Raw genomic sequence first — 21,072 nt, 5'->3', positions numbered from 1 at the left:
GTCACTCGCGGCGCAGGCGCGTCTCGACGAACCGTTCCAGCGACTCCAACTGCGAGGCCGCATCGGTGTAGGGGCCCTTGGGCTTGGCCGAGGACTCGTCGAGCACGTAGGCCGCGAACCTGCCCAGCGCGCTGTCGGCGGCCAGCGCCTTGTCGACGGTGTCCTCCTCGGAGTAGTCGCCGACATCACGCAGGAACTCCACCGCGAGTTCCAGCTGGTCGCGGTCGACCGCGTCGGGACCGTCGGCGATGTCGTCGGCCAGACCGGTCAGAACGTAGATGTTCTCCTCGGTGATGTCGATGTCGAGGGAGCCGTCGGTGGCCGCGGTCCTGATGTCGTCGTAGGTGCTCAGGTCCGACAGGTCATGGTCGTGGTCGTCAGCCAGGTAGCGCGCCAGGGCCCGCTCCGAACTGAACACGCTGATGCGGCCGTTACGGCCGAGGAACACCGGACGCTCGCCGAGGTAGCAGCGCAGCGTGTAGAACGTGCCGCCGGTGGTCATGACGCGGATCGGGTCGATGCCGACCTTGAGCCAGAAGTCCTCCTCGTGGGCGAGGACGAAGTCGTCGTCGGCGGCGCGCTCGTCGTCCTCGTCCTCACCGGAGTCGGAGTCCAGCGCGGCGGCGTCGGTCTCGAGGATCTCGTCGTCGTCATCCTCAGGCGCGGGTCCGGCCAGTTCGGCGGCGGCCAGCTTGGCCAGCTTCTCGTCGACCTCGGGCGTGGTGACGATCTCGTCGATGGAGGCGATCACCTTGTCCCAGTTGCGCCCGACGATCGCGGCGATGTTGTTCCACCGCTTCAACCCAGCCTTGCCGGAGAACTCGTCGATGCCGCCGTTGACACCCGACAGCGTCGGGTTGCCGTTGAAGAACTTGGTCACCGACGGCAGCTCGCAGACCGATCCGAGCGACGACACCACGGCCAGTGTGCGGGCCAGCGTGTTCACGCCGTCCTCGGTGGGCTTCTCCACGACCAGTTCCGCCACGGCGATGAGGTCGAACTGACGGTCCTCGGCCGGCGTCAGCTTGTGCGCGTTGGCCTCGGTGATCTTCTGCCACGCCGGGTGGTCGGACAGGTCGTTCTCGGCGCCGCTGCGCACGAATGCGACCAGATCCTCGACGCTTTCGAAGGCGTACAGATCGTCACCTGAGCCCAGGAAGGCCTCCCATTCGTCGCCGGCGTCCCGCCAGCGTGGGGCCCACAGGGTGTACAGGTCGCCCGCGGTGAGGCCAAGGCGGATCGGGACAAGCTCAGCAGCCATGCGGCACAGGATAACGAGGTCACCCCCTGCCTTGGTCGGGCAGTGTCCCCACGGCGCGTCGATGTCGGACTTGACGATGCGGCACGATGGCCCGATGGAGGCTTTCGGGAAGGTGTATTCAGGCCGCCTCGCCGCGTTCGGCGTGGTGGCTGCGGCGCTGTCCTGGCTGCTGGTACTGCGCCCGGCGCTGGAGTCGTTCACCTACGGGCAGTTGACGTGGACGGTGGCCGCCTATGTCGCGGTGCCGCTGCTGGCGCTGCTGGTCACCGGGATTCTGCGGTACGGCGTGGTGGTGTCGACGGTCGTCGCGGTCGCCATCACCGTCGTGGTCTCGGTGTCGGTCGCGGCGCTGTTCGTCGTCACGCTCGGGCTGTCGTTGAGCGGGTCGCCGCGCAGTCCGGTGTTCATGACCCTGCTGTGGGTCTGCCCGCCGCTCACCGTGCTGGTGCTCGGCGCGGCGGCGTTGCGTTTCATCCGCCCGCGCGCCGACTCAGGACATTAGGGTTTGCGGCTATGGATGTGCGGGTCATCGATCACCCCCTGGCCGCCGCGCGGTTGACCACACTGCGCGACGAGCGGACCGACAACGCCGGATTCCGCTCGGCGCTTCGTGACCTGACGCTGATGCTGGTCTACGAGGCCACCCGGGACGCGCGCCGTGAGGAGCTCACGGTGCGGACGCCTATCACGGAGACCACGGGCTCCCGCCTGGCGGCGCCGCCCCTGCTGGTGCCGGTGCTGCGCGCCGGGCTGGGGATGGTCGATCAGGCCCACGCACTGATCCCGGAGGCCCGTGTGGGCTTCGTCGGGGTGGCCCGCGACGAGGAGACGCATCAGCCGACGCCGTATCTGGAGTCGCTGCCCGAGGATCTGAGCGCGCAGCCCGTCATGGTGCTCGACCCGATGCTGGCCACCGGTGGCTCGATGGTGCACACGCTGGCCCTGCTGCAGGCCCGTGGCGCGGTCGACATCACCGTGGTGTGCGTGGTCGCCGCACCGCAGGGCGTGTCGGCGATCGGTGAGGCCGCGCCCAACGCCCGGCTGTTCACTGCGACGATCGACGAGGGCCTCAACGAGATCGCCTACATCGTCCCGGGACTCGGCGATGCCGGGGACCGGCAGTTCGGCCCGCGCTGAGTCTCAATCCCGCAGCAGGGCCTCGCCGAGTTCGCGCGCCTGGGCCAGCAACATGTCGCACCGCGCGCCGGCGACCGCACGCGCCGCCGCGACATCGTCGGCGGGCGGGCAGGCGACCTCGAAATAGAACTTGAGTTTGGGTTCGGTGCCTGACGGGCGCACCACCATGCGCACGGTCGCCTCGTCGGCCGCGCCGGTGAACACCAGCGCGTCGGTGCGGCGGTTGCCCCGAAGCTGCGCCAGATCCGTGCAGGCGACGGTGATTCCGGCCAGTTCGGCCGGTGGTCCGCCGCGCAGTCTGCTCATCGCGCCGGGCGCGTCGGTGACCCGCAGCGACACCGCGGACGTGACGTGCACGCCGTGGCGGCGCGCGAGTCGATCCAATTCACCCGGCACAGAACGGTTTTGGGCCTTCAGTTCGGAGACCATGGCGCACGCCAGCACCGCGGCGCTGATGCCGTCCTTGTCTCGCACCGCCTCGGGGTCCACGCAGTGGCCGATGGCCTCCTCGTAGGCGTAGACCAGACGCTGCCCGGAGCCGCCGGCATCGGCGCGGGCCAGCCATTTGAATCCGGTCAGGGTCTCCACGTGGGTCGCGCCGTGGTCGGCCGCGATGGCCGCCAGCAGGCGTGAGGAGACCACGGTGCTGGCGACGAGGCTGGACGGCGCCTCGTCGGCGCCGAGCGCGGACAGGATGTGATCGCCCAGCAGCCAACCGGTTTCGTCGCCGGAGAGCATGCGCCACCCGTCGGCGGTCGGCACCCCGAGTGCGCAGCGGTCGGCGTCGGGATCCAGTGCGATCGCCAGATCGGCGCCGACGGTCTCGGCCAGAGCCAGGAGCGCATCGCAGGCGCCGGGTTCCTCGGGGTTGGGGAACGCGACCGTCGGGAAGTCCGGGTCCGGATTGAACTGCTCGGCGACGAGGTGGACGTCGTCGAAGCCCGCCCGGTGCAGGGCCGCCAGTGCGGTGCCGCCGCCCACGCCGTGCAGGGCCGTCAGCGCGATGCGAAGCCCGCCGTGGTGCTGTGCCACCGACGCGGCCCGTTCGATGTAGTGCTCGACGAGTTCGGTGTCGGTGGGGGACACCTCGACTCGAGGGATGTCGGCGACCGGGGGTGCGACGCCGATTGCGGCCTCGATCTCGCGGTCGGTCGGTGACACGATCTGAACGCCGCCGTCGAAGTAGACCTTGTAGCCGTTGTCGGCAGCCGGATTGTGCGACGCGGTGATCTGCACGCCGCAGGCCGCACCCAATCGGCGCACCGCGAATGCCAGCACCGGAGTGGGCAGCGGATCAGGGAGCAGCACGATCGAGAATCCCTGCGCGGCGAACACCTCCGCGGTGGCAAGGGCGAACTCCGCGGAGTGGTGGCGCGCGTCGCGACCGACCACGACCGTCGAACCGCCGAGGCAACGGTCTTTGAGCACCTTCGCCACGGCCCAGGTCGCAGTCGTCACGGTCGCCACGTTCATCCCGTCGGGGCCCGCCTGCATGGGCCCGCGCAGTCCTGCGGTGCCGAAGGTCAGCATGGGCCTGATTGTGCCTTCTCGGTGTCGGCCAGCTTGCGCAGGATCGGGGCGACCAGCATCAACAGGTCGGTCTCGAGTTCGGTGAGGTTGGCGCGCATGGCCGCGTTGAGCCACTCGTCGCGTTGCGCCCGGTCGCCTTCGAGCAGTGCGACGCCCTCGGCGGTGATCTCGAGGAGTTGACGGCGGCGATCGCCGGGATCGGGGCGACGGGACAGGAGTTCCCGCGCCTCGAGGTCATTGATGCTGTCGGTCAGCGACTGGGCCCGCACATGCAGACGTGCGCCGAGTTCGGCGGGGGAGATCTCGCCCGCGCGACTGATCTCGCCCAACACCTCAAGTTGAGACAGCGTCAGTCCGGTGTCGGGGCGGTGGCGGCGCATCTGCCGCGCCAGGGCCATCACGGATTCGCGCAGTTCAGTGGCGGAAATGTCGGAGAACACAAAGCCATGGTAGTGGAATGCGAAGGGAAGCCTTGGTGTTTTTCGGCATGTATCCCGCTTGAAGGGCAAAAGAGGAAAGGGCATACTTGGAAATCATGGGAGGGCGAGACCGCTTCATACAGTTCGGGCGCTGGTTGCTGCTCATCCTGGTCACCGTCGTCGTCTCTGTCGGCCTGTCCGCCGTGCACGTCCCGTCCGCCGCGCTGTTCGCGGCTCTGGTGGTCGGCATCGTGCTTGCGCTCACCGCGGTGGCCCCCACCCGCGTGCCCCGCGGTACCGGCGTCGCCGCGCAGGGCATCCTCGGCGTCTACATCGGCACGATGGTGGCCCCTGACTCCTTGGGCGCGCTCGCACCGCACTGGCCCATCGTCGTGGTGGTCGTGGTCGCGACGCTGCTGATCAGCGCCGCTGCCGGGGTCCTGATGGGCCTGCACCGCGAGATCAGCCCATTGACCGGAGCGCTTGCCCTGGTTGCGGGTGGCGCCTCGGGACTGGTGGCCATCGCGCGTGACCTCGGCGGCGACGACCGGGTGGTCGCGGTGGTGCAGTACCTGCGCGTCGGACTCGTCACCGCCTCGATGCCGATCGTCGTGACCCTGATCTTCGCCCCCGACCGCTCGCACCCCGCGACGCTGGTCCATGACGAGGCCGCACCCTGGTACCTCAGCGTCGCGCTCATCGCCGTCATCGCCGCCGTCGGCATCGCGCTGGGCCGCGTGGCCCGGATACCGGGTTCGGGTCTGCTGGTGCCCATGGCCCTCACCGTGGTGCTCGAACTGGCCGGGTGGTCGCTGGGCCTGGCGGTGCCGACCGTCCTGGTGCAGGTCTCCTACGCCGTGATCGGGTGGCAGGCGGGGTTGGCCTTCACACGCCAGTCTCTCAAGGCGATCGGCCGCGCGATGCCGCTGGCGGTGGGCCTCATCGTGGCGCTGACCGTCGCGACCGCTGGCCTGGGTGTGCTGTTGGCCCACGTCACGGGCATGTCGGCGCTGGAGGGCTACCTGGCGACCAGCCCGGGCGGTGTGTACGCCGTGCTGGCCACCGCGGTCGAGACCGGTTCGAACGTCACGTTCATCGTCGCGGCCCAGGTGCTGCGGATTCTCGTGATGCTGTTCGCCGCCCCGGTGCTCGCGCGCGGCATCGTCGCCCTGCAGCGGCGGTTCACCCGTCAGAGCCGGGAGATCACCGCAGACAGCAGGGATCCCATCGCGGTCGCGGACTGACGGCCCGCCTCGAGCACCTCGGCATGCGACAACGGTTCACCCGTCATCCCGGCCGCAAGGTTGGTCACCAGTGAGAACGCCAACACGTCGGCGCCCGCAGCCCGCGCCGCAATCGTCTCGTGCACCGTCGACATCCCGACCAGATCGGCACCGAGGGTGCGCAGCATCCTGATCTCGGCGGGCGTCTCGTAGTGCGGTCCCGGCAACCCGGCGTAGACGCCCTCGGCGAGCGTCGGATCGATCTCGCGGGCAACCCGCCGCAGCGCGGGCGAGTAGGCGTCGACGAGATCGACGAACTCGGCGCCGGCCAATGGCGACCGCGCGGTCAGGTTCAGGTGGTCGCTGATCAGCACGGGTTGGCCCACGGCGTACTCGCTGCGGAGGCCGCCGGCGGCGTTGGTCAGCACGACGGTGCCCACCCCGGCCGCACACGCCGTGCGGATCGGGTGCACGACATGTCGAAGGTCGTGGCCCTCGTAGGCGTGGATGCGGCCGAGGAACACCAACACACGCCTGGCACCCACCTGGACCGACAGCAGGGTTCCGCCATGTCCCTGCGCGCTGGGCGGCGTGAAACCGGGCAGATCGGCCATCGGCACCTCGGCCTCGGCCCGGCCCAGCGCCGCAGCGGCGGGCGCCCATCCCGAGCCCAGCACGACCGCGACATCGTGGCGCGCCACCCCGGTGCGATCGGCGATGGCGGACGCGGCGTGAGCGGCCAGCGCCGCCGGGCTTGTCACAGTCGGTGAGGCTACCGGTTGGCCGCGGATGCGTCGGAGACTGACGGTGAGATACTGCAGGGATGGCCGGTGTGTCGCACTCCTCGTTCGCCGACGGCGTCGAGCACACCGTGGCGCGGGTCCGTGGCGACCTCATCGAGCTTTCGCACTCCATTCACGCCGAACCGGAACTGGCGTTCCACGAGCACCGCAGCCGCGCCAAGACGCAGGCCCTGGTCGCCGAGCGCGGCTTCGAGGTGGTGCCCGTTGCCGGCCTGGACACCGCGTTCCGGGCCTCGTTCGGCAGCGGCGACCTTGTGGTGGGAGTGTGCGCCGAGTACGACGCCCTGCCCGAACTCGGGCACGCATGCGGGCACAACATCATCGCGGCCTCGGCCGTCGGTGCCGCGCTGGCGCTGGCCGAGGTGGCCGACGCACTGAATCTGACCGTGGTGCTGCTCGGCACCCCGGCCGAGGAGGCCGGCGGTGGCAAGGTCCTGATGATGGAGGCGGGCGCGTTCGACGACGTCGCCGCGGCCGTCATGATGCACCCCGGGCCCGTCGACATCGCCGCCGCGCGGTCGCTGGCGCTCTCGGAGGTCAACGTCAGCTACACCGGCAAGGAGGCGCACGCCGCCGTCGCGCCGTTCCTCGGGGTGAACGCCGCCGACGCGGTCACGGTCGCACAGGTCGCGGTCGGACTCCTGCGCCAGCACCTGTTTCCCGGTCAGATGATGCACGGCATCGTCACCGACGGCGGACAGGCACCCAATGTGGTGCCCCGGCACGCGTCGATGAGATACACCATGCGCGCCAACGACACTGCGGCATTGCATGCCCTGGAGGAGAAGATGGCGGGTTGTTTCGCCGCTGGAGCCCTGGCGACCGGATGTCAGCACCGGGTGGAGTCGGTGTCGCCGATCTATCAGGAGTTGACGCCGGACCCGTGGCTGTCCCAGACCTTCCGATCCGAGATGCTGCGCCTGGGTCGTGCGCCGGTGCCCGCTGAACTGGAGGCCGCGTTGCCCTTGGGCAGCACCGACATGGGCAACGTCACGCAACTGCTGCCCGGCATTCACCCGGTGGTGGGGGTCGAGGCGAACGGCGCCTCGGTCCATCAGCCCGGCTTCGCCGAAGCCGCGGCGGGCCCGGCCGGAGACGCCGCGGTCATCGACGGCGCGATCATGTTGGCGCGCACCGTCGTCGCTCTCGCCGAGACACCGGCCGAGCGGGACCGGGTTGCGGGCCTGGCTGAACGGCGGGCCTCATGAGCGTCGCCGACATCGCCGAATCCTGGTTGGCCGCCAACTGCGACGACCTCGTCGAGTGGCGCAGGCACATCCATCGTTACCCCGAACTCGGCCGGCAGGAGCACGCCACCACGCAGTACGTCGCCGAACGGTTGGCCGACGCGGGACTCAACCCCAAGGTGCTGCCCGGAGGCACGGGGCTGACATGCGACATCGGCCCCGAGCATCGGCCGCGCATCGCGCTGCGCGCCGACATGGACGCCCTGCCGATGGCCGAACGCACAGGTGCGGAGTACTCCTCGACCGTGCCCAACGTGGCTCACGCGTGTGGACACGACGCGCATACCGCGATCCTGATGGGCACGGGCCTTGCGTTGGCCTCGGCCGCAGAACTGCCGGTGGGTGTGCGACTGCTGTTCCAGCCCGCCGAGGAGTTGATGCCGGGCGGCGCGATCGACGCGATCGCCGCGGGCGCGCTCACCGGGGTGTCGAGAATCTTTGCGCTGCACTGCGATCCCCGACTCGCGGTGGGCCGGGTCGCCATCAAACCCGGCCCCATCACCTCGGCCGCCGACTGGCTCGAGATCACGCTGCACTCCGCGGGCGGGCACACGTCGCGACCGCACCTGACCGGTGATCTGGTGTACGGCCTCGGCACGCTCATCACCGGTCTGCCCGGCGTGCTGTCCCGCCGCGTCGACCCGCGCAACAGCACCGTGATGGTCTGGGGTGCCGTCAACGCCGGGGTCGCCGCCAACGCGATCCCGCAGACGGGCACGCTGGCCGGCACGGTCCGCACCGCGAGTCGCGAAACCTGGGTCGAGATGGAGAATCTGGTCTCCGAAACGATCGCGGGACTGCTGGCGCCGCTGGGCATCGAGCACACGCTGCAGTACCGGCGCGGCGTCCCGCCCGTGGTCAACGAGGAACTCTCGACTCGGATCATGACGCATGCGATCGAGGCCGTCGGCCCCGATGTGCTGGCCGACACCCGGCAGTCCGGCGGCGGCGAGGACTTCTCCTGGTATCTGGAGGAGATTCCGGGCGCGATGGCGCGACTGGGCGTGTGGGGTGGGCGCGGACCCCAGTTGGATCTGCATCAGCCGACTTTCGACCTCGACGAGCGTGCGCTGGCCGTGGGGGTGCGCGTGATGTCCAACATCGTGGAGCAGTGCGCGGCGTTCTAGCTGCCGGTCAGACGTCAGAGGCGGCGGGGCGCAGCGCGTCGCCGTATCGCGGGTGCGACGGCCCCACCGCGCAGCAGGCCCTCAGTGGTGCCCGCGTCCACCGCCTGCCGGTAGACCGAGAACGCCTGTCGTGCCGGGCACCAGGTCATGCAGGCGGTCCTGCAGCTTGTTCGAGATCGCGAACGACCGCTCGGTGCTCATCCCTGACCTCCCGCGGTGATCAAGGTTCCCCACCCTGTAGTTAGCAATGTCATCGGTGGAACTAAAAGAACCTTTAGCGTGCGTAACACTAACAACCGTGCACGAACAGCAAAGTATCTTTGTTTCCTGGCGGGAGTATGGGGTGAACCGGGCCACGCCACGACCCGAGTGTGAGGAGATGCGCCGCGTCATACCAGCGCGCAACCACGTACAGATTTCAGTCGGAAACCCCGTACGCGGTTACGCGCTCGTGGAGAGGACTGGCGCGACAGGAGACTCTGCGGCACCGGCCAGACCGAACTGACGGCAGCGTCGATTTGGGCTGGACGGCGTGTCTGCCTGTGGAGCCGGTGGCTACGTGCCGGGGCCGATGTTGCTTGCCGGGCGGGTGCGCAGGTCGTGGACGTAGTCGGCGGGTGCACCCGCGATCTCGGCGGCCTCGGACATCACGCCGAGGTAGCGGGCCGACGGAATTCCGCCCTCCCACGCGTCGACCACATACAGCCAGGCCAGGACAGGGTCCGTCGTGGTGTCCGAGGACTCGCGGTGCACGCGGCAGCGGATCTTCTTGTGGACGCCGAGTTCGGCGCCCTCCCAGCGATCGAGGTTCGCCTCGTCCTCTTTGGTCATGTCGTAGAGCACGACGAAGACCTTCGAATCGGGGTCCTCGACGACCGTGGCCAGCGCGCCCTCCCAGCCGATGTCCTCGCCGCCGAACGTGAGTCGCCAACCGTGCAGCCAACCCGTGCCCGCCATCGGCGAGTGCGGCGCGCGCTGCAGCATCTGCTCTGGATGCATGTTGGACCCATAGGCGGCGTAGAGCGGCACGGGGAAAGCTTAGACGCAGCCAACTTGTCTGGCGCCTCGCATCGTCCCCGTAGGGGGTGAACTAGGTTGAACACCGTGGTGACTCGCATCGTGATCATCGGCGGTGGGCCGGCCGGCTACGAGGCGGCGTTGGTCGCCGCCAGTCGGGGGCGCGACGTCGCCCAGGTGACGGTGGTCGATTCCGAGGGCCTCGGCGGCGCCTGCGTGCTGTACGACTGCGTCCCGTCCAAGACCTTCATCGCCTCGACCGGTGTGCGCACCGAACTGCGCCGCGCCGAGGGCATGGGCTTCGACATCGGAATCGACGACGCCAAGATCTCGCTCTCGCAGATCAACAATCGCGCCAAGACGCTGGCGGCGTCGCAGTCGGCCGACATCGGCAGCCAACTCCTGGCCCATGGTGTGACGATCATCGGCGGACGCGGCGAACTCGTCGACGACGTGCCGGGGATGGCGCATCACCGCATCCGGGTCACCACGTCGGACGGTCGGATCGCGGTGCTCAAGGCCGACGTCGTGCTCATCGCGACGGGTGCCAGCCCCCGCGTGCTGCCGCACGCCGTCCCCGACGGCGAACGGATTCTGACCTGGCGTCAGTTGTATGACCTCAAGGAGCTTCCGGAGCACCTCGTCATCGTCGGGTCGGGCGTGACCGGCGCAGAATTCTGCAACGCCTACACCGAACTCGGCGTCACCGTCACGGTGGTGGCCAGCCGGGATCAGATCCTGCCGCACGAGGACAGCGACGCCGCCGCGGCGCTCGAGCAGGTGTTCGCCGAACGCGGTGTGACCCTGGTGAAGAACGCGCGCGCCAACTCGGTCACGCGCACCGAGACCGGGGTCCGGATCGCGATGGCCGACGGCCGAGTCGTCGAAGGCAGCCACGCGTTGATGACGGTCGGCTCGGTGCCCAACACCGCGGAGCTGGGGCTCGAGCGCCTCGGCGTCGAACTCAACCCCGGCGGCTACATTCCGGTCGACCGCGTGTCGCGTACGCCCGCGCCCAACATCTATGCGGCCGGGGACTGCACGGGCCTGCTGCCGCTGGCCTCCGTGGCCGCCATGCAGGGCCGCATCGCGATGTATCACGCACTCGGCGAGGGTGTTTCACCGATCCGGCTCCGCACCGTCGCCTCCGCGACGTTCACCCGGCCCGAGATCGCGGCCGTCGGCATCCCGCAGAAGTCGATCGATGACGGCAGCGTGCCCGCCCGCACCCTCATGCTGCCGCTGAGCACCAACGCGCGGGCCAAGATGTCGCTGCTGCGGCACGGCTTCGTCAAGATCTTCTGCCGGCCGGCCACCGGCGTGGTGATCGGTGGGGTCGTGGTGGCACCGATCGCCTCCGAACTGATCCTGCCGATCGCGTTGGCGGTGCAGAACCGGATCTCGGTCACCGACCTGGCGCAGACGCTGTCGGTGTACCCGTCGCTGTCGGGGTCAATCGTCGAGGCGGCCCGCCGACTGATGGCCCACGACGACCTGGACTGATCCCTCGAGCGGGCCGCGAGCGGCGCGCCGTCCACGTACGCTGGGGCCGGTACTGCCAACGAGCGAGGAGTGCGCGTGAGCGACCGGGGTTCGGAAGCCTTCTTGAACCCTGCCCACCGGGCCCGAGCGTGGGAACGCCTGGGATCCGAGCAGTTCGATGTCGTCGTCATCGGCGGTGGCATCGTTGGGGCGGGTGCGGCATTGGACGCGGCGACCCGCGGGCTGCGGGTCGCCCTGGTCGAGGCGCGAGACTTCGCCTCGGGGACGTCCAGCCGCAGTTCGAAGATGTTCCACGGCGGGCTGCGCTACCTCGAGCAGCTGGAATTCGGACTGGTGCGGGAGGCCCTGCATGAGCGGGAGCTGTCGCTGACCACGCTGGCGCCGCACCTCGTCAAACCGCTGCCGTTCCTGTTCCCGTTGACCAACCGATGGTGGGAACGCCCGTACGTGGCAGCCGGAATCTTCCTGTACGACCAGCTCGGCGGCGCGAAATCGGTTCCCGCCCAGAAGCATCTGACCAAGGCCAGCGCGCTTCGCCTGGCGCCGGGGCTCAAGCGCAGCTCACTGATCGGTGGCATCCGCTACTACGACACCGTGGTCGACGACGCCCGGCACACCATGACCGTGGCCCGTACGGCCGCCCATTACGGGGCGGTGGTGCGGACTTCGACGCAGGTGGTGTCGCTGCTGCGTGAGGGTGATCGCGTGGTCGGGGTACGCATTCGGGACTCCGAGGACGGCGAGGTCACCGAGGTGCGCGGGCACGTGACGGTGAATGCCACCGGCGTGTGGACCGACGAGATCCAGGCATTGTCCAAGCAGCGCGGCCGATTCCGGGTGCGGGCGTCCAAAGGCGTGCACGTGGTGGTGCCGCGGGACCGCATCGTCAGCGAGGTCGCGATCATCCTTCGCACCGAGAAGTCGGTGCTGTTCGTCATCCCCTGGGGCACGCACTGGATCATCGGCACCACCGACACCGACTGGAACCTCGACCTGGCGCATCCCGCGGCCACCAAGGCGGACATCGACTACATCCTCGACCGCGTCAACGATGTCCTGGCCACACCCCTGACACACGCCGACATCGACGGTGTGTACGCCGGGCTTCGTCCCCTGCTGGCGGGGGAGAGCGAGGAGACGTCCAAGCTGTCGCGTGAACATGCCGTGGCTTCACCGGCACCGGGCCTGGTGGCCATCGCGGGCGGCAAGTACACCACCTATCGCGTGATGGCCGCCGACGCCATCGATGCCGCCGCGCAGTACACCCCGGCCCGGGTCGCCCCGTCCATCACCGAGAAGGTGCCACTGCTCGGGGCCGACGGGTATTTCGCGCTGGTGAATCAGACCGAGCACGTCGGCGCGCGGTATGGCCTGCACCCGTACCGGATTCGGCATCTGCTCGATCGATACGGGTCGCTGATCGATGAGGTGCTGGCCCTGGCCGCCGATGATCCAGAACTCCTCGAGCCCATCGCGGAGGCGCCGGTCTACCTCAAGGTGGAGGCGGCGTACGCCGCGGCCGCCGAGGGGGCGCTGCACCTCGAGGACATCCTGGCCCGGCGCATGCGCATCTCGATCGAATACCCGCACCGCGGCGTGGACTGCGCCCGCGAGGTGGCCGAAGTCGTTGCGCCGGTGCTCGGTTGGAGTCCCGAGGACGTCGACCGTGAAGTTGCGACGTACACCGCCCGCGTCGAGGCCGAGGTGCTTTCGCAGGCCCAACCCGATGACGAATCCGCGGACGCCCTGCGGGCCGCCGCACCCGAGGCCCGTGCCGAAATCCTCGAACCAGTCCCGCTCAACTAGCGGGCGCCGACGCAGGCCCGCGCCGCTGCCGGTGCGCGACGGCCTCGGACCCGCGCGGGTCCGTCTGCGCGGCGGTGCGGTGCTCGTCGAGTTGGCCGACCGGTTCGGTGAGGACGCTGCGGCCAAGGTGCTCGCGGGTGAGGTGGTCGATGCCGACGGCACCGTGGTGACCGCCGGAACCGTGCTTCCGCCGGGGGCGTTCGTGTACCTGTACCGGGACCTTCCCGCCGAGGTCGAGGTGCCGTTCGCGATGCCGATCCTGCACCGTGACGACGACATCGTGGTGGTCGACAAACCGCACTTTCTGGCCACGATGCCACGCGGCGGCCACGTCGCCCAGACCGCGCTGGTGCGCCTTCGTCGCGAACTCGACCTGCCGGAACTGAGCCCCGCGCATCGCCTGGACCGACTCACGGCCGGGGTGCTGTTGTTCACCGCGCGAAGGGAGATTCGGGGCGCATATCAGACCCTCTTCGCGCGCGGCGAGGTGAGCAAGGTCTACCTGGCCCGTGCGGGGGTCGACCCAGCGCTGACGTTTCCGATGACCCTGTCCAGTCGGATCATCAAAGAGCGCAGCAGGTTACAGGCCTACGAGGAGGACGGCGAGCCCAACGCCGAGACACTGATCGAGCACCTGGGGGAGGGGCTGTACCGGCTCACTCCACGCACGGGACGGACTCACCAGCTGCGGGTGCACATGGCCTCGATTGGACTGCCGATCTCGGGTGACTCGTTGTATCCCGAGGTCAAAGATGTTGCTCCGGAAGATTTTTCAACACCCCTGCAGCTGGTCTCGCACAGCCTGGAGTTCGACGATCCCCTGACCGGCGAGCGGCGCCGGTTCGTCAGCGCTCGGGCTCCTGGCTGCGCCAGCCCACCACTCCCACGATGATCATGCGCAACTGCTTGACCGCGGTCTGGCGGATCTCCTCTACGGCCGCGGCGTCGGAGGCGTCGTCGATGGCCTCGGCGATCGAGATCATCGCGTTGACGATCAGGTTGGCCAGCAGGTTGAGGTCCTCGGCGCTCCACGACCGCAGGCCGGGGAAGCGGGCCAGGTCGATGGCCAACTCGGACGTCAGCAGTCGAATCTCGGTGCGGATCGCGTAGCGCAGCACGGTCACGCCGCTGTTGCGCTCCCGGGAGATGAACCGCCAGTGCTCGGGGCGTTCGTTGACGCCGGCGACCAGGATCTCGACCGACGAGTCGATCACCCGGGTGGGGTCCAGCTTGCCCGCTCGCGCGCCCCGGAGCATGTCGCGCATCGACCGGAACGACTCGTCGATCAGCACCAGGCCGAGTGCCTCCATCGACTCGAAGTGTCGATAGAACGCCGTCGGCGCGATGCCTGCCTCGCGGGCGACTTCGCGCAGGCTCAGTGCGCTGAAACTGTCCTCGGCCAGCAGTTTGAGAGCGGCGTCCACGATGGCCCGCCGGGTGGCCTCCTTGCGCTCCAGGCGGCTGACCGATTCGCTCGATCGAGAGTCCCGCGAGCGTCCCGACCTGGACGAATGCGATCTGGGCGTACGACTGTTCACTGAATGTGAAACATACCACAAAGCGGGTTCATTCCATTGACGTCTCGGGGGTGACAGGCGCACGGTGTACACATGTTCACCGAAACGCTTGCGCCGCGCCTGGCCCAGCGAGTTCTGCGGTCACCGCTGCTGAACCTGCTCACGGGCCCGCACGGCGTCGACGCCTACACCGAGCTGCTGGATCCTGCGTGGACAGAGCGAGAGGCCCGCGCCACGGTGCTCGCCGTCCGCCGGCAGACGCCACGCAGCATCACCCTGACCCTGCAACCCAACCCGCTGGGCGAACAGTTGTTCGCCACATTCCGTGCCGGGCAGTACGTGCCCGTGACCGTCGAGGTCGACGGCCGTCGACACACCCGGTGCTACTCACCCGCCAACGCCGAGGGCGCCGGACTCATCGAACTCACTGTCGGCCGCCACGACGGCGGCACGGTCTCGGAGTTCCTGTACCGCAGTGCCCAGCCCGGCATGGTCGTCGGACTCGGCGCCCCGGCCGGCGACTTCACGCTCGACTTCACCCCCGACGACAACGACACGCGCCGTGTGCTCCTGGTGTCCGGCGGCAGCGGCATCACACCCGTCATGTCGATGCTGCGCACCCTGCAGGGTCGCGGCTTCGCGGGAGAGGTCGCGTTCGTGCACTACGCGCGTGGACCGGAGGACCTCTGCTACCGCCGTGAACTCGACGCCGCCGGGCGGGTGCGGGTGCTGCGCGGCTACACCCGCAGTGGCGGGGGTGACCTCGACGGGCACATGCGTGCCGAGCACCTCACCACGGCCATGCCCGATCCGGACGCGGTCTATGTCTGTGGCCCGCCGGCACTCGTCGAGGCCGTGCGCGAGCACCACCCGACCGCACGCTTCGAGAGCTTCGTCCCGCCGACACCCGTCGTCGCAGGCGAGGCCTCCGGCGGCCGGATCACGTTCGCGCAGAGCGGCGTCGCCGTCGAGGACGACGGCCGGTCGCTGCTCCAGCAGGCCGAGGACGCGGGCCTGAACCCCGAAAGTGGATGCCGAATGGGCATCTGCCACAGCTGCACCCGGCGCAAGACCCGCGGTGCTGTGAAGAACCTGACCACCGGAGCGGTCTCGACCGCCGACGACGAGGACGTGCAGATCTGCGTCACCGTTCCCGTCGGTGACGTCGACATCGCGCTGTAGAGCGACAAGGAGTCTCATCATGACCACCGCCATCGATCCCACCGCCGACCGAGTTCTCGAGAAGGCCGTCAACGGCAAGACCGTGCGGCTGACCCCCGACCAGGTCGAGGCGTTCGGCCGCGAACTCGACGCCATCAAGGAGAAGGTGATCGCCGACCTCGGCGATCGCGACGCCGACTACATCCGCCGGATGGTCAAGTTCCAGCGCGGATTCGAGATCGGCGGCCGCGCAATGCTGTTCCTGCCGCCGCTGTGGCCCCTCGGCACCGCGATGCTCGGGTTGTCGAAGATCATCGACAACATGGAGATCGGGCACAACGTGATGCACGGTCAGTACGACTGGATGGGCGACCCCGCCCTCAAGGGCCAGGTGTTCGAGTGGGACACCGCCTGCCCGGCCGACCAGTGGCGGCATTCGCACAACTACATGCACCACACCTACACCAACATTGTGGGCATGGACCGAGACATCGGTTACGGCATCCTGCGGATGAGCGAGGACCAGAAGTGGAGCCCGTACTTCCTGGGCAACCCGGTGTACGCATTCCTGCTCATGGTGCTGTTCCAGTACGGGGTGGCACTGCACGAACTCGAAACCGAGCGGATCCGGTCCGGCGAGATCTCCGTGGCCGACAAGCGCGAAGTGCTGCGTGAGATCTGGGCCAAGACCAGTAAGCAGACCCTCAAGGACTACGTGGCCTTCCCGCTGTTGGCCGGGCCGTTCGCGCCGCTGGTGTTCGCCGGCAACATGTCGGCCAACCTGATGCGCAACGTGTGGGCGTACATGATCATCTTCTGCGGTCACTTCCCCGAGGGCACACAGGAATTCACCGTGGAGGAGACCAAAGCCGAAACCCGCGGGCAGTGGTACTTCCGGCAGATTCTCGGGTCGGCGAACCTGACCGGCGGCAGGCTGTTCCACATCCTCAGCGGCAACCTGTCCTTCCAGATCGAGCACCATCTGTTCCCGGACCTGCCCGCGCACCGCTACGCCGAGATCGCGCCCGCGGTGCAGGACATCTGCCAGCGCTACGGGATTCCGTACAACTCCGGACCGCTGCCCAAACAGTTCGCCTCGGTGGTGCGCAAGATCTTCCGGTTGGCGTTGCCGAGCTGAGCCTTCTGCGCCTCAGCCCACGCTTGGCGCAAGCGCCTGCGCGTTCTCCTGCCGGTGCTGCCGTTCCACGGTCGCGAAGTAGAACGCGTAGGCGAATGCGCAACTGGTGAACAGGCTGGAGACGAAGAACAGCCACGGGTGCTTGATCCCGCGCCGCAATCCGTCGGCAATGGTGAACAGCGGCAACAGGATCACGTTGATGATCGTGTAGTCCTGGCTGGCCGAGGCCGCCGCCGGATTGGTGTAGCCCAGTGCGATGAACTGCTGCCAACTGCCCTCGCCCCAGATCGGGTTGCCGCCCTCCACGGCGTACTGCGCGACGAACTGGTGGTTGAACCAGTAGCCCAGCGCAATCGAGGCGACACCGATCACATAGAAGGTGATCTCCATCGCCGAGAACAGGGGACCGCCTGGCACCCGGGAGAAGACCTTGGGGTTGGCCCGGACAATCCAGGCGATCACTGCCGCACCGAGAATCAGATGAACAAGTAGCGAGACCATGCGCCCAGTATCGCCAGATCCGAGCCTTGTTTTGTCACTTTTGACATAACACGTAGGTCTTGTGGGCGAGGTGTCCAGATGGTTTGGTGAGCCGACGATTTTCCAGGGCGAAAGGTGGCGGAACATGCGTGCGGCGTTGGTTGCGATGACGGTGTTGGTTGCGGGGGCAGTGACTGGGACCGCGGTGGCCGTAGCCGCGCCGACTCCACCGGTGCCCAGCGCCGACGCGTTGACCTCGCAGTTGCAGCGCGTGCTGAACACCTCGACCCCGGACGCCGAGCGCGCCGCGGGTCTGCAGGGCGGGCAGTCCGCCGTGCCGACCGCGAACAACATCGCCGGCCAGCTCGACCGCTACAAGTCGATGTTCTCGTGGCGCGTGCAGAACCCGGAACTGCACGGCGAGCAGCTCGACGCGCAGCTCGCGGTGACGGTCCCGATCATGGGCACGAAGACCCACAACATCTTCTGGGTCAACGACGGCGGCACGTGGAAGCTGTCGAACGCGTCGGCGTGCGTGATCGCCACCCAGGTCGCGGGCACCGACTGCACGGTCTAGCGGGTCAGCCCGTCAGGTCACGGCGTGCGGTGGCGGCTATGAGGTCCTCGCGGGCCCGCGCCACACGCGACCGGATCGTGCCCACCGGGCATCCGCACACCTCGGCGGCTTCGGCATAGGACAGGCCCAGCACCTGCGTCAGCAGCAGTGCATGCCTGCGGTCCTCGTCGAGGCCGTCGAGCAGCATCTGGATCTCGACGAGATTCTCGAACCCCGCGAGCGGGCGTCGCGCCTCGAGGACGCTCTCGACGTCAGCGGAGCCGTGTGAGCGCGGGCGGCACTGCTTGTGCCGGATGTGGTCGACGACGACGCGACGCGCGATCGACAGCAGCCACGTGCGCGCCGACGACCGGCCAGCGAATCGGGGCAGCGCGGACAGCGCCCGCAGGAACGTCTCCTGCGTGAGGTCCTCGGCTACACCGGCGTCGTCACCGAGGTAGACCACCGTGCGCAGGACATCATGCTGGGTGAGCCGGATGAAGCGGTCCAGGGCGTCACGATCGCCTCGACCGGCCGCCAACGCCAAGGCGGTAACCTGGTCATCGTCGGCGGACATCACGGCAACGAGAATATTCGACGCCGACCCGGAACTCATCTCGGCCCCTGGCCGACTACTGATGTGAGCGGCACGAGTCGCCAGCAGTGATCGAGGATTGGTTTTGACGACAACAGTCGTGTCCGACAGCGTGGCCACGCAGACCCGCCGGGTGCAGCTCGACGTGAGCGGAATGACCTGCGGGGCGTGCGCCGCGCGCGTGCAGAACAAGCTGAACAGGCTCGACGGTGTGCGCGCCTCGGTGAACTTCGCCACCCGCGTGGCCACCATCGACGCCGCCGCCGACGTTGCGGTGGACGATCTGTGCGCCGTCGTCGAAAAGGCCGGCTACCAGGCCGAACCCCGCGTCGATCGGCCCAGCGAGGGCATTGATCCGGACGCTCGAACCGCCCGAAGCCTGCTGCGCCGCCTGGTGGTCGCCGCGATTCTGTTCATCCCCCTGGCCGACCTGTCGGTGATGTTCGCGGTGGTGCCGTCGACGCGATTCACGGGGTGGGAATGGGTGCTGACAGCGCTGGCCGCACCGATCGTGACGTGGGCGGCGTGGCCGTTCCACCGCGTCGCCCTGCGTAATCTTCGTCACGGCACCGCCTCGATGGAGACACTGATCTCGATCGGTGTCACAGCGGCGACCGGATGGTCGATCTACACCGCGTTCTTCACCGCGTCCGCCACCCGACAGGCCGACGGCATCTGGCAGGCGCTCACCCACAGTGACGCGATCTACCTCGAAGTCGCCGCGGGTGTGACGGTGTTCGTGCTCGCGGGCCGCTACTTCGAGGCGCGCGCCAAGTCGAAGGCCGGCGGAGCGCTGCGGGCCCTGGCGGCCTTGAGCGCCAAGACCGCCACCGTGCAGCTGCCCGACGGCGGCGAGATGGTGATCCCGGCGACCGAACTCAAGGAGGGCCAGCGCTTCGTCGTCCGACCCGGAGAGGCGATCGCGGCCGACGGCCTGGTCATCGAGGGCCAGGCCGCCGTCGACGTCAGTGCCATGACCGGGGAGTCCAAGCCCGTCGACGCCAGTCCCGGAGCCAGCGTCGTGGGCGGCACCGTCGTGCTCGACGGCCGACTGCTCGTGGAGGCCGCCGCCGTCGGCGAGGACACCCGGTTCGCCGGCATGGTGCGACTGGTGGAGGAGGCGCAGGCCGAGAAGGCCGACGCCCAGCGCATCGCGGACCGCATCGCGGCGGTGTTCGTACCCGCCGTCCTGGTGATCGCGGTGCTGACCGCCGCGGCCTGGCTGACCATCACCGGTGACCTCGACCGGGCTGTCGCGGCCGCGCTTGCCGTTGTGGTGATCGCCTGTCCGTGCGCCCTGGGGTTGGCGACGCCGACGGCGATGATGGTGGCCTCCGGACGGGGCGCGCAGTTGGGCATCTTCCTCAAGGGCCACCGCGCCCTGGAGGCCATTCGGGCGGTGGACACCGTGGTGTTCGACAAGACCGGAACGCTGACCACGGGACGCCCGACGGTCACGGGCGTCATCGTCGCACCCGAGTGGGAGGCCGACGAGGTGCTGCGTCGCGCCGCCGCCGCCGAGGCTGGTTCCGAGCATCCACTGGGCAAGGCGATCGTGTCCGCGGTGCCGGCCGCAGATCTGTGGGAGGCGCAGGACTTCCGCGCCGTGGCGGGCAGCGGTGTGACCGCCGAGGTGGCCGGTCATGTCGTCACAGTCGGACGGCCGTCGTGGGTGTCGCGCGGGCGAGTGGTGCCTGCGAGCCTCGCCGCGGCCCGCAGGGCGGGTGAGGCCCGCGCCGAGTCCGTCGTCTTCGTCGCCGTCGACGATGCGGTGTGCGGCGTGGTCACGATCGCCGATGCGGTCAAGGACTCGGCCGCCGACGCCGTGGCCGCACTGCAGCGCGAAGGCCTGCGGACAGTGCTGCTGACGGGGGACAACGCCGCGACCGCCGACGCGATCGCGACGGCCGTCGGCATCGACGAGGTGATCGCCGAGGTGCTGCCCGAAGGCAAGGTCGAGGTGATCGCGCGCCTGCGGGAGCAGGGCCGGGTGGTCGCGATGGTCGGCGACGGCATCAATGACGGACCCGCACTGGCGGGCGCCGATCTCGGCCTGGCGATCGGTCGTGGCACCGACGTGGCGATCGGGGCGGCCGACATCATCCTGGTGCGGGACAACCTCGACTCCGTGCCCACCGCTCTGGGACTGGCCCGCGCCACCATGCGGACCATCCGGACCAACATGGTGTGGGCGTTCGGCTACAACGTGGCGGCCATTCCGATCGCCGCCGCCGGTATGCTCAACCCGCTGATTGCGGGCGCCGCGATGGCGTTCTCCTCGTTCCTCGTGGTGTCGAACAGCCTGCGGCTGCGCAACTTTGACCAGAAGGGACAACGATGACCCAGCAGGTTTTCCATGTCGACGGACTGCATTGCAAGAGCTGTGTCGGGGCGGTGAAGGACGCGCTCGGCGCCCTGCCGGACGTCAGCGGCGTCGAGGTCGAACTCGGTGAACCGTCGGTGGTGACCGTGCAGGCGCAGAACCCGCTCAACGTCGACGACGTCGCCGCGGCGCTGCGCGACGAGGGTGATTACGCCCTGGTCGGCTAGCA

The 21,072-nt window shown here is 68.8% G+C and carries 21 protein-coding genes; 13 read left to right on the top strand and 8 right to left on the bottom strand.

The features are described from left to right. Window position 1: 1 nt before the first annotated feature. Window positions 2-1,261 (bottom strand): protein export chaperone SatS, encoded by a 1,260-nt coding sequence (gene satS / locus G6N34_RS17775; RefSeq protein WP_085149130.1) that lies wholly within the window; start codon window positions 1,259-1,261, stop codon window positions 2-4. 94 nt (window positions 1,262-1,355) lie between these two features. Between satS and G6N34_RS17770 the strand changes: the two genes are divergently transcribed. Both G6N34_RS17770 and upp read left to right on the top strand, forming a co-directional pair. Next, entirely contained in the window at window positions 1,356-1,763 is a 408-nt protein-coding gene (locus G6N34_RS17770; protein WP_133057712.1) for a hypothetical protein, read from the top strand. An 11-nt stretch (window positions 1,764-1,774) separates the two neighbouring features. Further along, complete coding sequence (gene upp, locus G6N34_RS17765) at window positions 1,775-2,398, top strand: uracil phosphoribosyltransferase (protein WP_085149124.1); 624 nt, start codon at window positions 1,775-1,777, stop codon at window positions 2,396-2,398. 3 nt (window positions 2,399-2,401) lie between these two features. Here the strand turns inward: upp and G6N34_RS17760 are convergent, their stop codons facing one another. After that, window positions 2,402-3,928: a phospho-sugar mutase gene (locus G6N34_RS17760; protein WP_085149121.1), complete on the bottom strand. Its 1,527-nt coding sequence runs from the start codon at window positions 3,926-3,928 to the stop codon at window positions 2,402-2,404. Beyond that, on the bottom strand, window positions 3,922-4,326 hold the full coding sequence (locus G6N34_RS17755) for a MarR family winged helix-turn-helix transcriptional regulator (protein WP_234812781.1): 405 nt from the start codon (window positions 4,324-4,326) through the stop codon (window positions 3,922-3,924). Before G6N34_RS17755 ends, G6N34_RS17760 begins: the two co-directional genes overlap by 7 nt. A 137-nt stretch (window positions 4,327-4,463) precedes the next feature. Between G6N34_RS17755 and G6N34_RS17750 the strand changes: the two genes are divergently transcribed. Further along, window positions 4,464-5,591: an AbrB family protein gene (locus G6N34_RS17750; protein WP_085150015.1), complete on the top strand. Its 1,128-nt coding sequence runs from the start codon at window positions 4,464-4,466 to the stop codon at window positions 5,589-5,591. Here G6N34_RS17750 and G6N34_RS17745 read toward each other — a convergent pair. Further along, on the bottom strand, window positions 5,537-6,331 hold the full coding sequence (locus G6N34_RS17745; RefSeq protein ID WP_085149115.1) for a purine-nucleoside phosphorylase: 795 nt from the start codon (window positions 6,329-6,331) through the stop codon (window positions 5,537-5,539). The genes G6N34_RS17750 and G6N34_RS17745 overlap by 55 nt on opposite strands. A 62-nt stretch (window positions 6,332-6,393) precedes the next feature. Between G6N34_RS17745 and G6N34_RS17740 the strand changes: the two genes are divergently transcribed. Further along, window positions 6,394-7,581 (top strand): amidohydrolase, encoded by a 1,188-nt coding sequence (locus G6N34_RS17740; RefSeq protein ID WP_276061368.1) that lies wholly within the window; start codon window positions 6,394-6,396, stop codon window positions 7,579-7,581. Continuing rightward, window positions 7,578-8,747 (top strand): amidohydrolase, encoded by a 1,170-nt coding sequence (locus tag G6N34_RS17735; protein WP_085149112.1) that lies wholly within the window; start codon window positions 7,578-7,580, stop codon window positions 8,745-8,747. Before G6N34_RS17740 ends, G6N34_RS17735 begins: the two co-directional genes overlap by 4 nt. A gap of 555 nt (window positions 8,748-9,302) precedes the next feature. On the opposite strand, the gene G6N34_RS17730 is transcribed toward G6N34_RS17735, so the two are convergent. Continuing rightward, entirely contained in the window at window positions 9,303-9,776 is a 474-nt protein-coding gene (locus G6N34_RS17730) for a gamma-glutamylcyclotransferase family protein (protein ID WP_085149109.1), read from the bottom strand. 75 nt (window positions 9,777-9,851) lie between these two features. On the opposite strand from G6N34_RS17730, the gene G6N34_RS17725 reads away from it, so the two are divergent. The 3 genes from G6N34_RS17725 (at window position 9,852) to G6N34_RS17715 (ending at window position 13,965) form a co-directional block, all read left to right on the top strand. Beyond that, the gene (locus G6N34_RS17725) at window positions 9,852-11,267 is read left to right on the top strand and encodes an NAD(P)H-quinone dehydrogenase (protein ID WP_085149107.1); all 1,416 of its coding nucleotides are present in this window, start codon (window positions 9,852-9,854) and stop codon (window positions 11,265-11,267) included. A gap of 75 nt (window positions 11,268-11,342) precedes the next feature. Continuing rightward, window positions 11,343-13,073 (top strand): glycerol-3-phosphate dehydrogenase/oxidase, encoded by a 1,731-nt coding sequence (locus tag G6N34_RS17720; RefSeq protein ID WP_234812735.1) that lies wholly within the window; start codon window positions 11,343-11,345, stop codon window positions 13,071-13,073. 31 nt (window positions 13,074-13,104) lie between these two features. Further along, the gene (locus tag G6N34_RS17715; RefSeq protein ID WP_234812780.1) at window positions 13,105-13,965 is read left to right on the top strand and encodes a pseudouridine synthase; all 861 of its coding nucleotides are present in this window, start codon (window positions 13,105-13,107) and stop codon (window positions 13,963-13,965) included. On the opposite strand, the gene G6N34_RS17710 is transcribed toward G6N34_RS17715, so the two are convergent. Beyond that, window positions 13,919-14,611 (bottom strand): TetR family transcriptional regulator, encoded by a 693-nt coding sequence (locus G6N34_RS17710; RefSeq protein ID WP_085149099.1) that lies wholly within the window; start codon window positions 14,609-14,611, stop codon window positions 13,919-13,921. The two genes, G6N34_RS17715 and G6N34_RS17710, sit on opposite strands and share 47 nt — an antisense overlap. A 72-nt stretch (window positions 14,612-14,683) precedes the next feature. Here G6N34_RS17710 and G6N34_RS17705 point away from each other — a divergent pair, with 72 nt between their 5' ends. Both G6N34_RS17705 and G6N34_RS17700 read left to right on the top strand, forming a co-directional pair. Then, the gene (locus G6N34_RS17705; protein WP_085149097.1) at window positions 14,684-15,772 is read left to right on the top strand and encodes a flavin reductase family protein; all 1,089 of its coding nucleotides are present in this window, start codon (window positions 14,684-14,686) and stop codon (window positions 15,770-15,772) included. Window positions 15,773-15,791: 19 nt separating this feature from the next. Continuing rightward, window positions 15,792-16,889 carry a fatty acid desaturase family protein gene (locus G6N34_RS17700; protein ID WP_085149094.1) on the top strand — a complete coding sequence of 366 codons (1,098 nt, stop codon included), beginning with the start codon at window positions 15,792-15,794 and terminating at the stop codon, window positions 16,887-16,889. A 12-nt stretch (window positions 16,890-16,901) separates the two neighbouring features. Here the strand turns inward: G6N34_RS17700 and G6N34_RS17695 are convergent, their stop codons facing one another. Continuing rightward, window positions 16,902-17,390: a DUF2834 domain-containing protein gene (locus tag G6N34_RS17695; RefSeq protein ID WP_085149091.1), complete on the bottom strand. Its 489-nt coding sequence runs from the start codon at window positions 17,388-17,390 to the stop codon at window positions 16,902-16,904. 124 nt (window positions 17,391-17,514) lie between these two features. Between G6N34_RS17695 and G6N34_RS17690 the strand changes: the two genes are divergently transcribed. Next, a complete protein-coding gene (locus tag G6N34_RS17690; RefSeq protein ID WP_085150011.1) occupies window positions 17,515-17,946 on the top strand; it encodes an MTB12 C-terminal domain-containing protein in 432 nt (143 codons plus the stop codon). Between the two features lie 4 nt (window positions 17,947-17,950). On the opposite strand, the gene sigC is transcribed toward G6N34_RS17690, so the two are convergent. Then, a complete protein-coding gene (gene sigC, locus G6N34_RS17685; protein WP_234812734.1) occupies window positions 17,951-18,502 on the bottom strand; it encodes an RNA polymerase sigma factor SigC in 552 nt (183 codons plus the stop codon). 97 nt (window positions 18,503-18,599) lie between these two features. Between sigC and G6N34_RS17680 the strand changes: the two genes are divergently transcribed. Then, window positions 18,600-20,861, top strand: a complete 2,262-nt coding sequence (locus G6N34_RS17680; RefSeq protein ID WP_407663237.1) for a heavy metal translocating P-type ATPase — start codon at window positions 18,600-18,602, stop codon at window positions 20,859-20,861. Beyond that, window positions 20,858-21,070, top strand: coding sequence for a heavy-metal-associated domain-containing protein (locus G6N34_RS17675; RefSeq protein ID WP_085149085.1), 213 nt, complete (start codon window positions 20,858-20,860; stop codon window positions 21,068-21,070). The genes G6N34_RS17680 and G6N34_RS17675 overlap by 4 nt, the downstream gene beginning before the upstream one ends. Window positions 21,071-21,072 lie beyond the last annotated feature (2 nt).

The organism is Mycolicibacterium confluentis (genome assembly GCF_010729895.1).
GTDB lineage: Bacteria > Actinomycetota > Actinomycetes > Mycobacteriales > Mycobacteriaceae > Mycobacterium > Mycobacterium confluentis.
This window is presented reverse-complemented; position numbering and strand designations above follow the sequence as displayed.

Bases quoted from the DNA above. Each gene is read 5' to 3' on its own strand.
- satS (WP_085149130.1), bottom strand. From the start codon at position 1,261: ATGGCTGCTGAGCTTGTCCCGATCCGCCTTGGCCTCACCGCGGGCGAC.
- G6N34_RS17770 (WP_133057712.1), top strand. From the start codon at position 1,356: ATGGAGGCTTTCGGGAAGGTGTATTCAGGCCGCCTCGCCGCGTTCGGC.
- upp (WP_085149124.1), top strand. From the start codon at position 1,775: ATGGATGTGCGGGTCATCGATCACCCCCTGGCCGCCGCGCGGTTGACC.
- G6N34_RS17760 (WP_085149121.1), bottom strand. From the start codon at position 3,928: ATGCTGACCTTCGGCACCGCAGGACTGCGCGGGCCCATGCAGGCGGGC.
- G6N34_RS17755 (WP_234812781.1), bottom strand. From the start codon at position 4,326: ATGGCCCTGGCGCGGCAGATGCGCCGCCACCGCCCCGACACCGGACTG.
- G6N34_RS17750 (WP_085150015.1), top strand. From the start codon at position 4,464: ATGGGAGGGCGAGACCGCTTCATACAGTTCGGGCGCTGGTTGCTGCTC.
- G6N34_RS17740 (WP_276061368.1), top strand. From the start codon at position 6,394: ATGGCCGGTGTGTCGCACTCCTCGTTCGCCGACGGCGTCGAGCACACC.
- G6N34_RS17735 (WP_085149112.1), top strand. From the start codon at position 7,578: ATGAGCGTCGCCGACATCGCCGAATCCTGGTTGGCCGCCAACTGCGAC.
- G6N34_RS17705 (WP_085149097.1), top strand. From the start codon at position 14,684: ATGTTCACCGAAACGCTTGCGCCGCGCCTGGCCCAGCGAGTTCTGCGG.
- G6N34_RS17700 (WP_085149094.1), top strand. From the start codon at position 15,792: ATGACCACCGCCATCGATCCCACCGCCGACCGAGTTCTCGAGAAGGCC.
- G6N34_RS17695 (WP_085149091.1), bottom strand. From the start codon at position 17,390: ATGGTCTCGCTACTTGTTCATCTGATTCTCGGTGCGGCAGTGATCGCC.
- G6N34_RS17690 (WP_085150011.1), top strand. From the start codon at position 17,515: ATGCGTGCGGCGTTGGTTGCGATGACGGTGTTGGTTGCGGGGGCAGTG.
- sigC (WP_234812734.1), bottom strand. From the start codon at position 18,502: ATGTCCGCCGACGATGACCAGGTTACCGCCTTGGCGTTGGCGGCCGGT.
- G6N34_RS17675 (WP_085149085.1), top strand. From the start codon at position 20,858: ATGACCCAGCAGGTTTTCCATGTCGACGGACTGCATTGCAAGAGCTGT.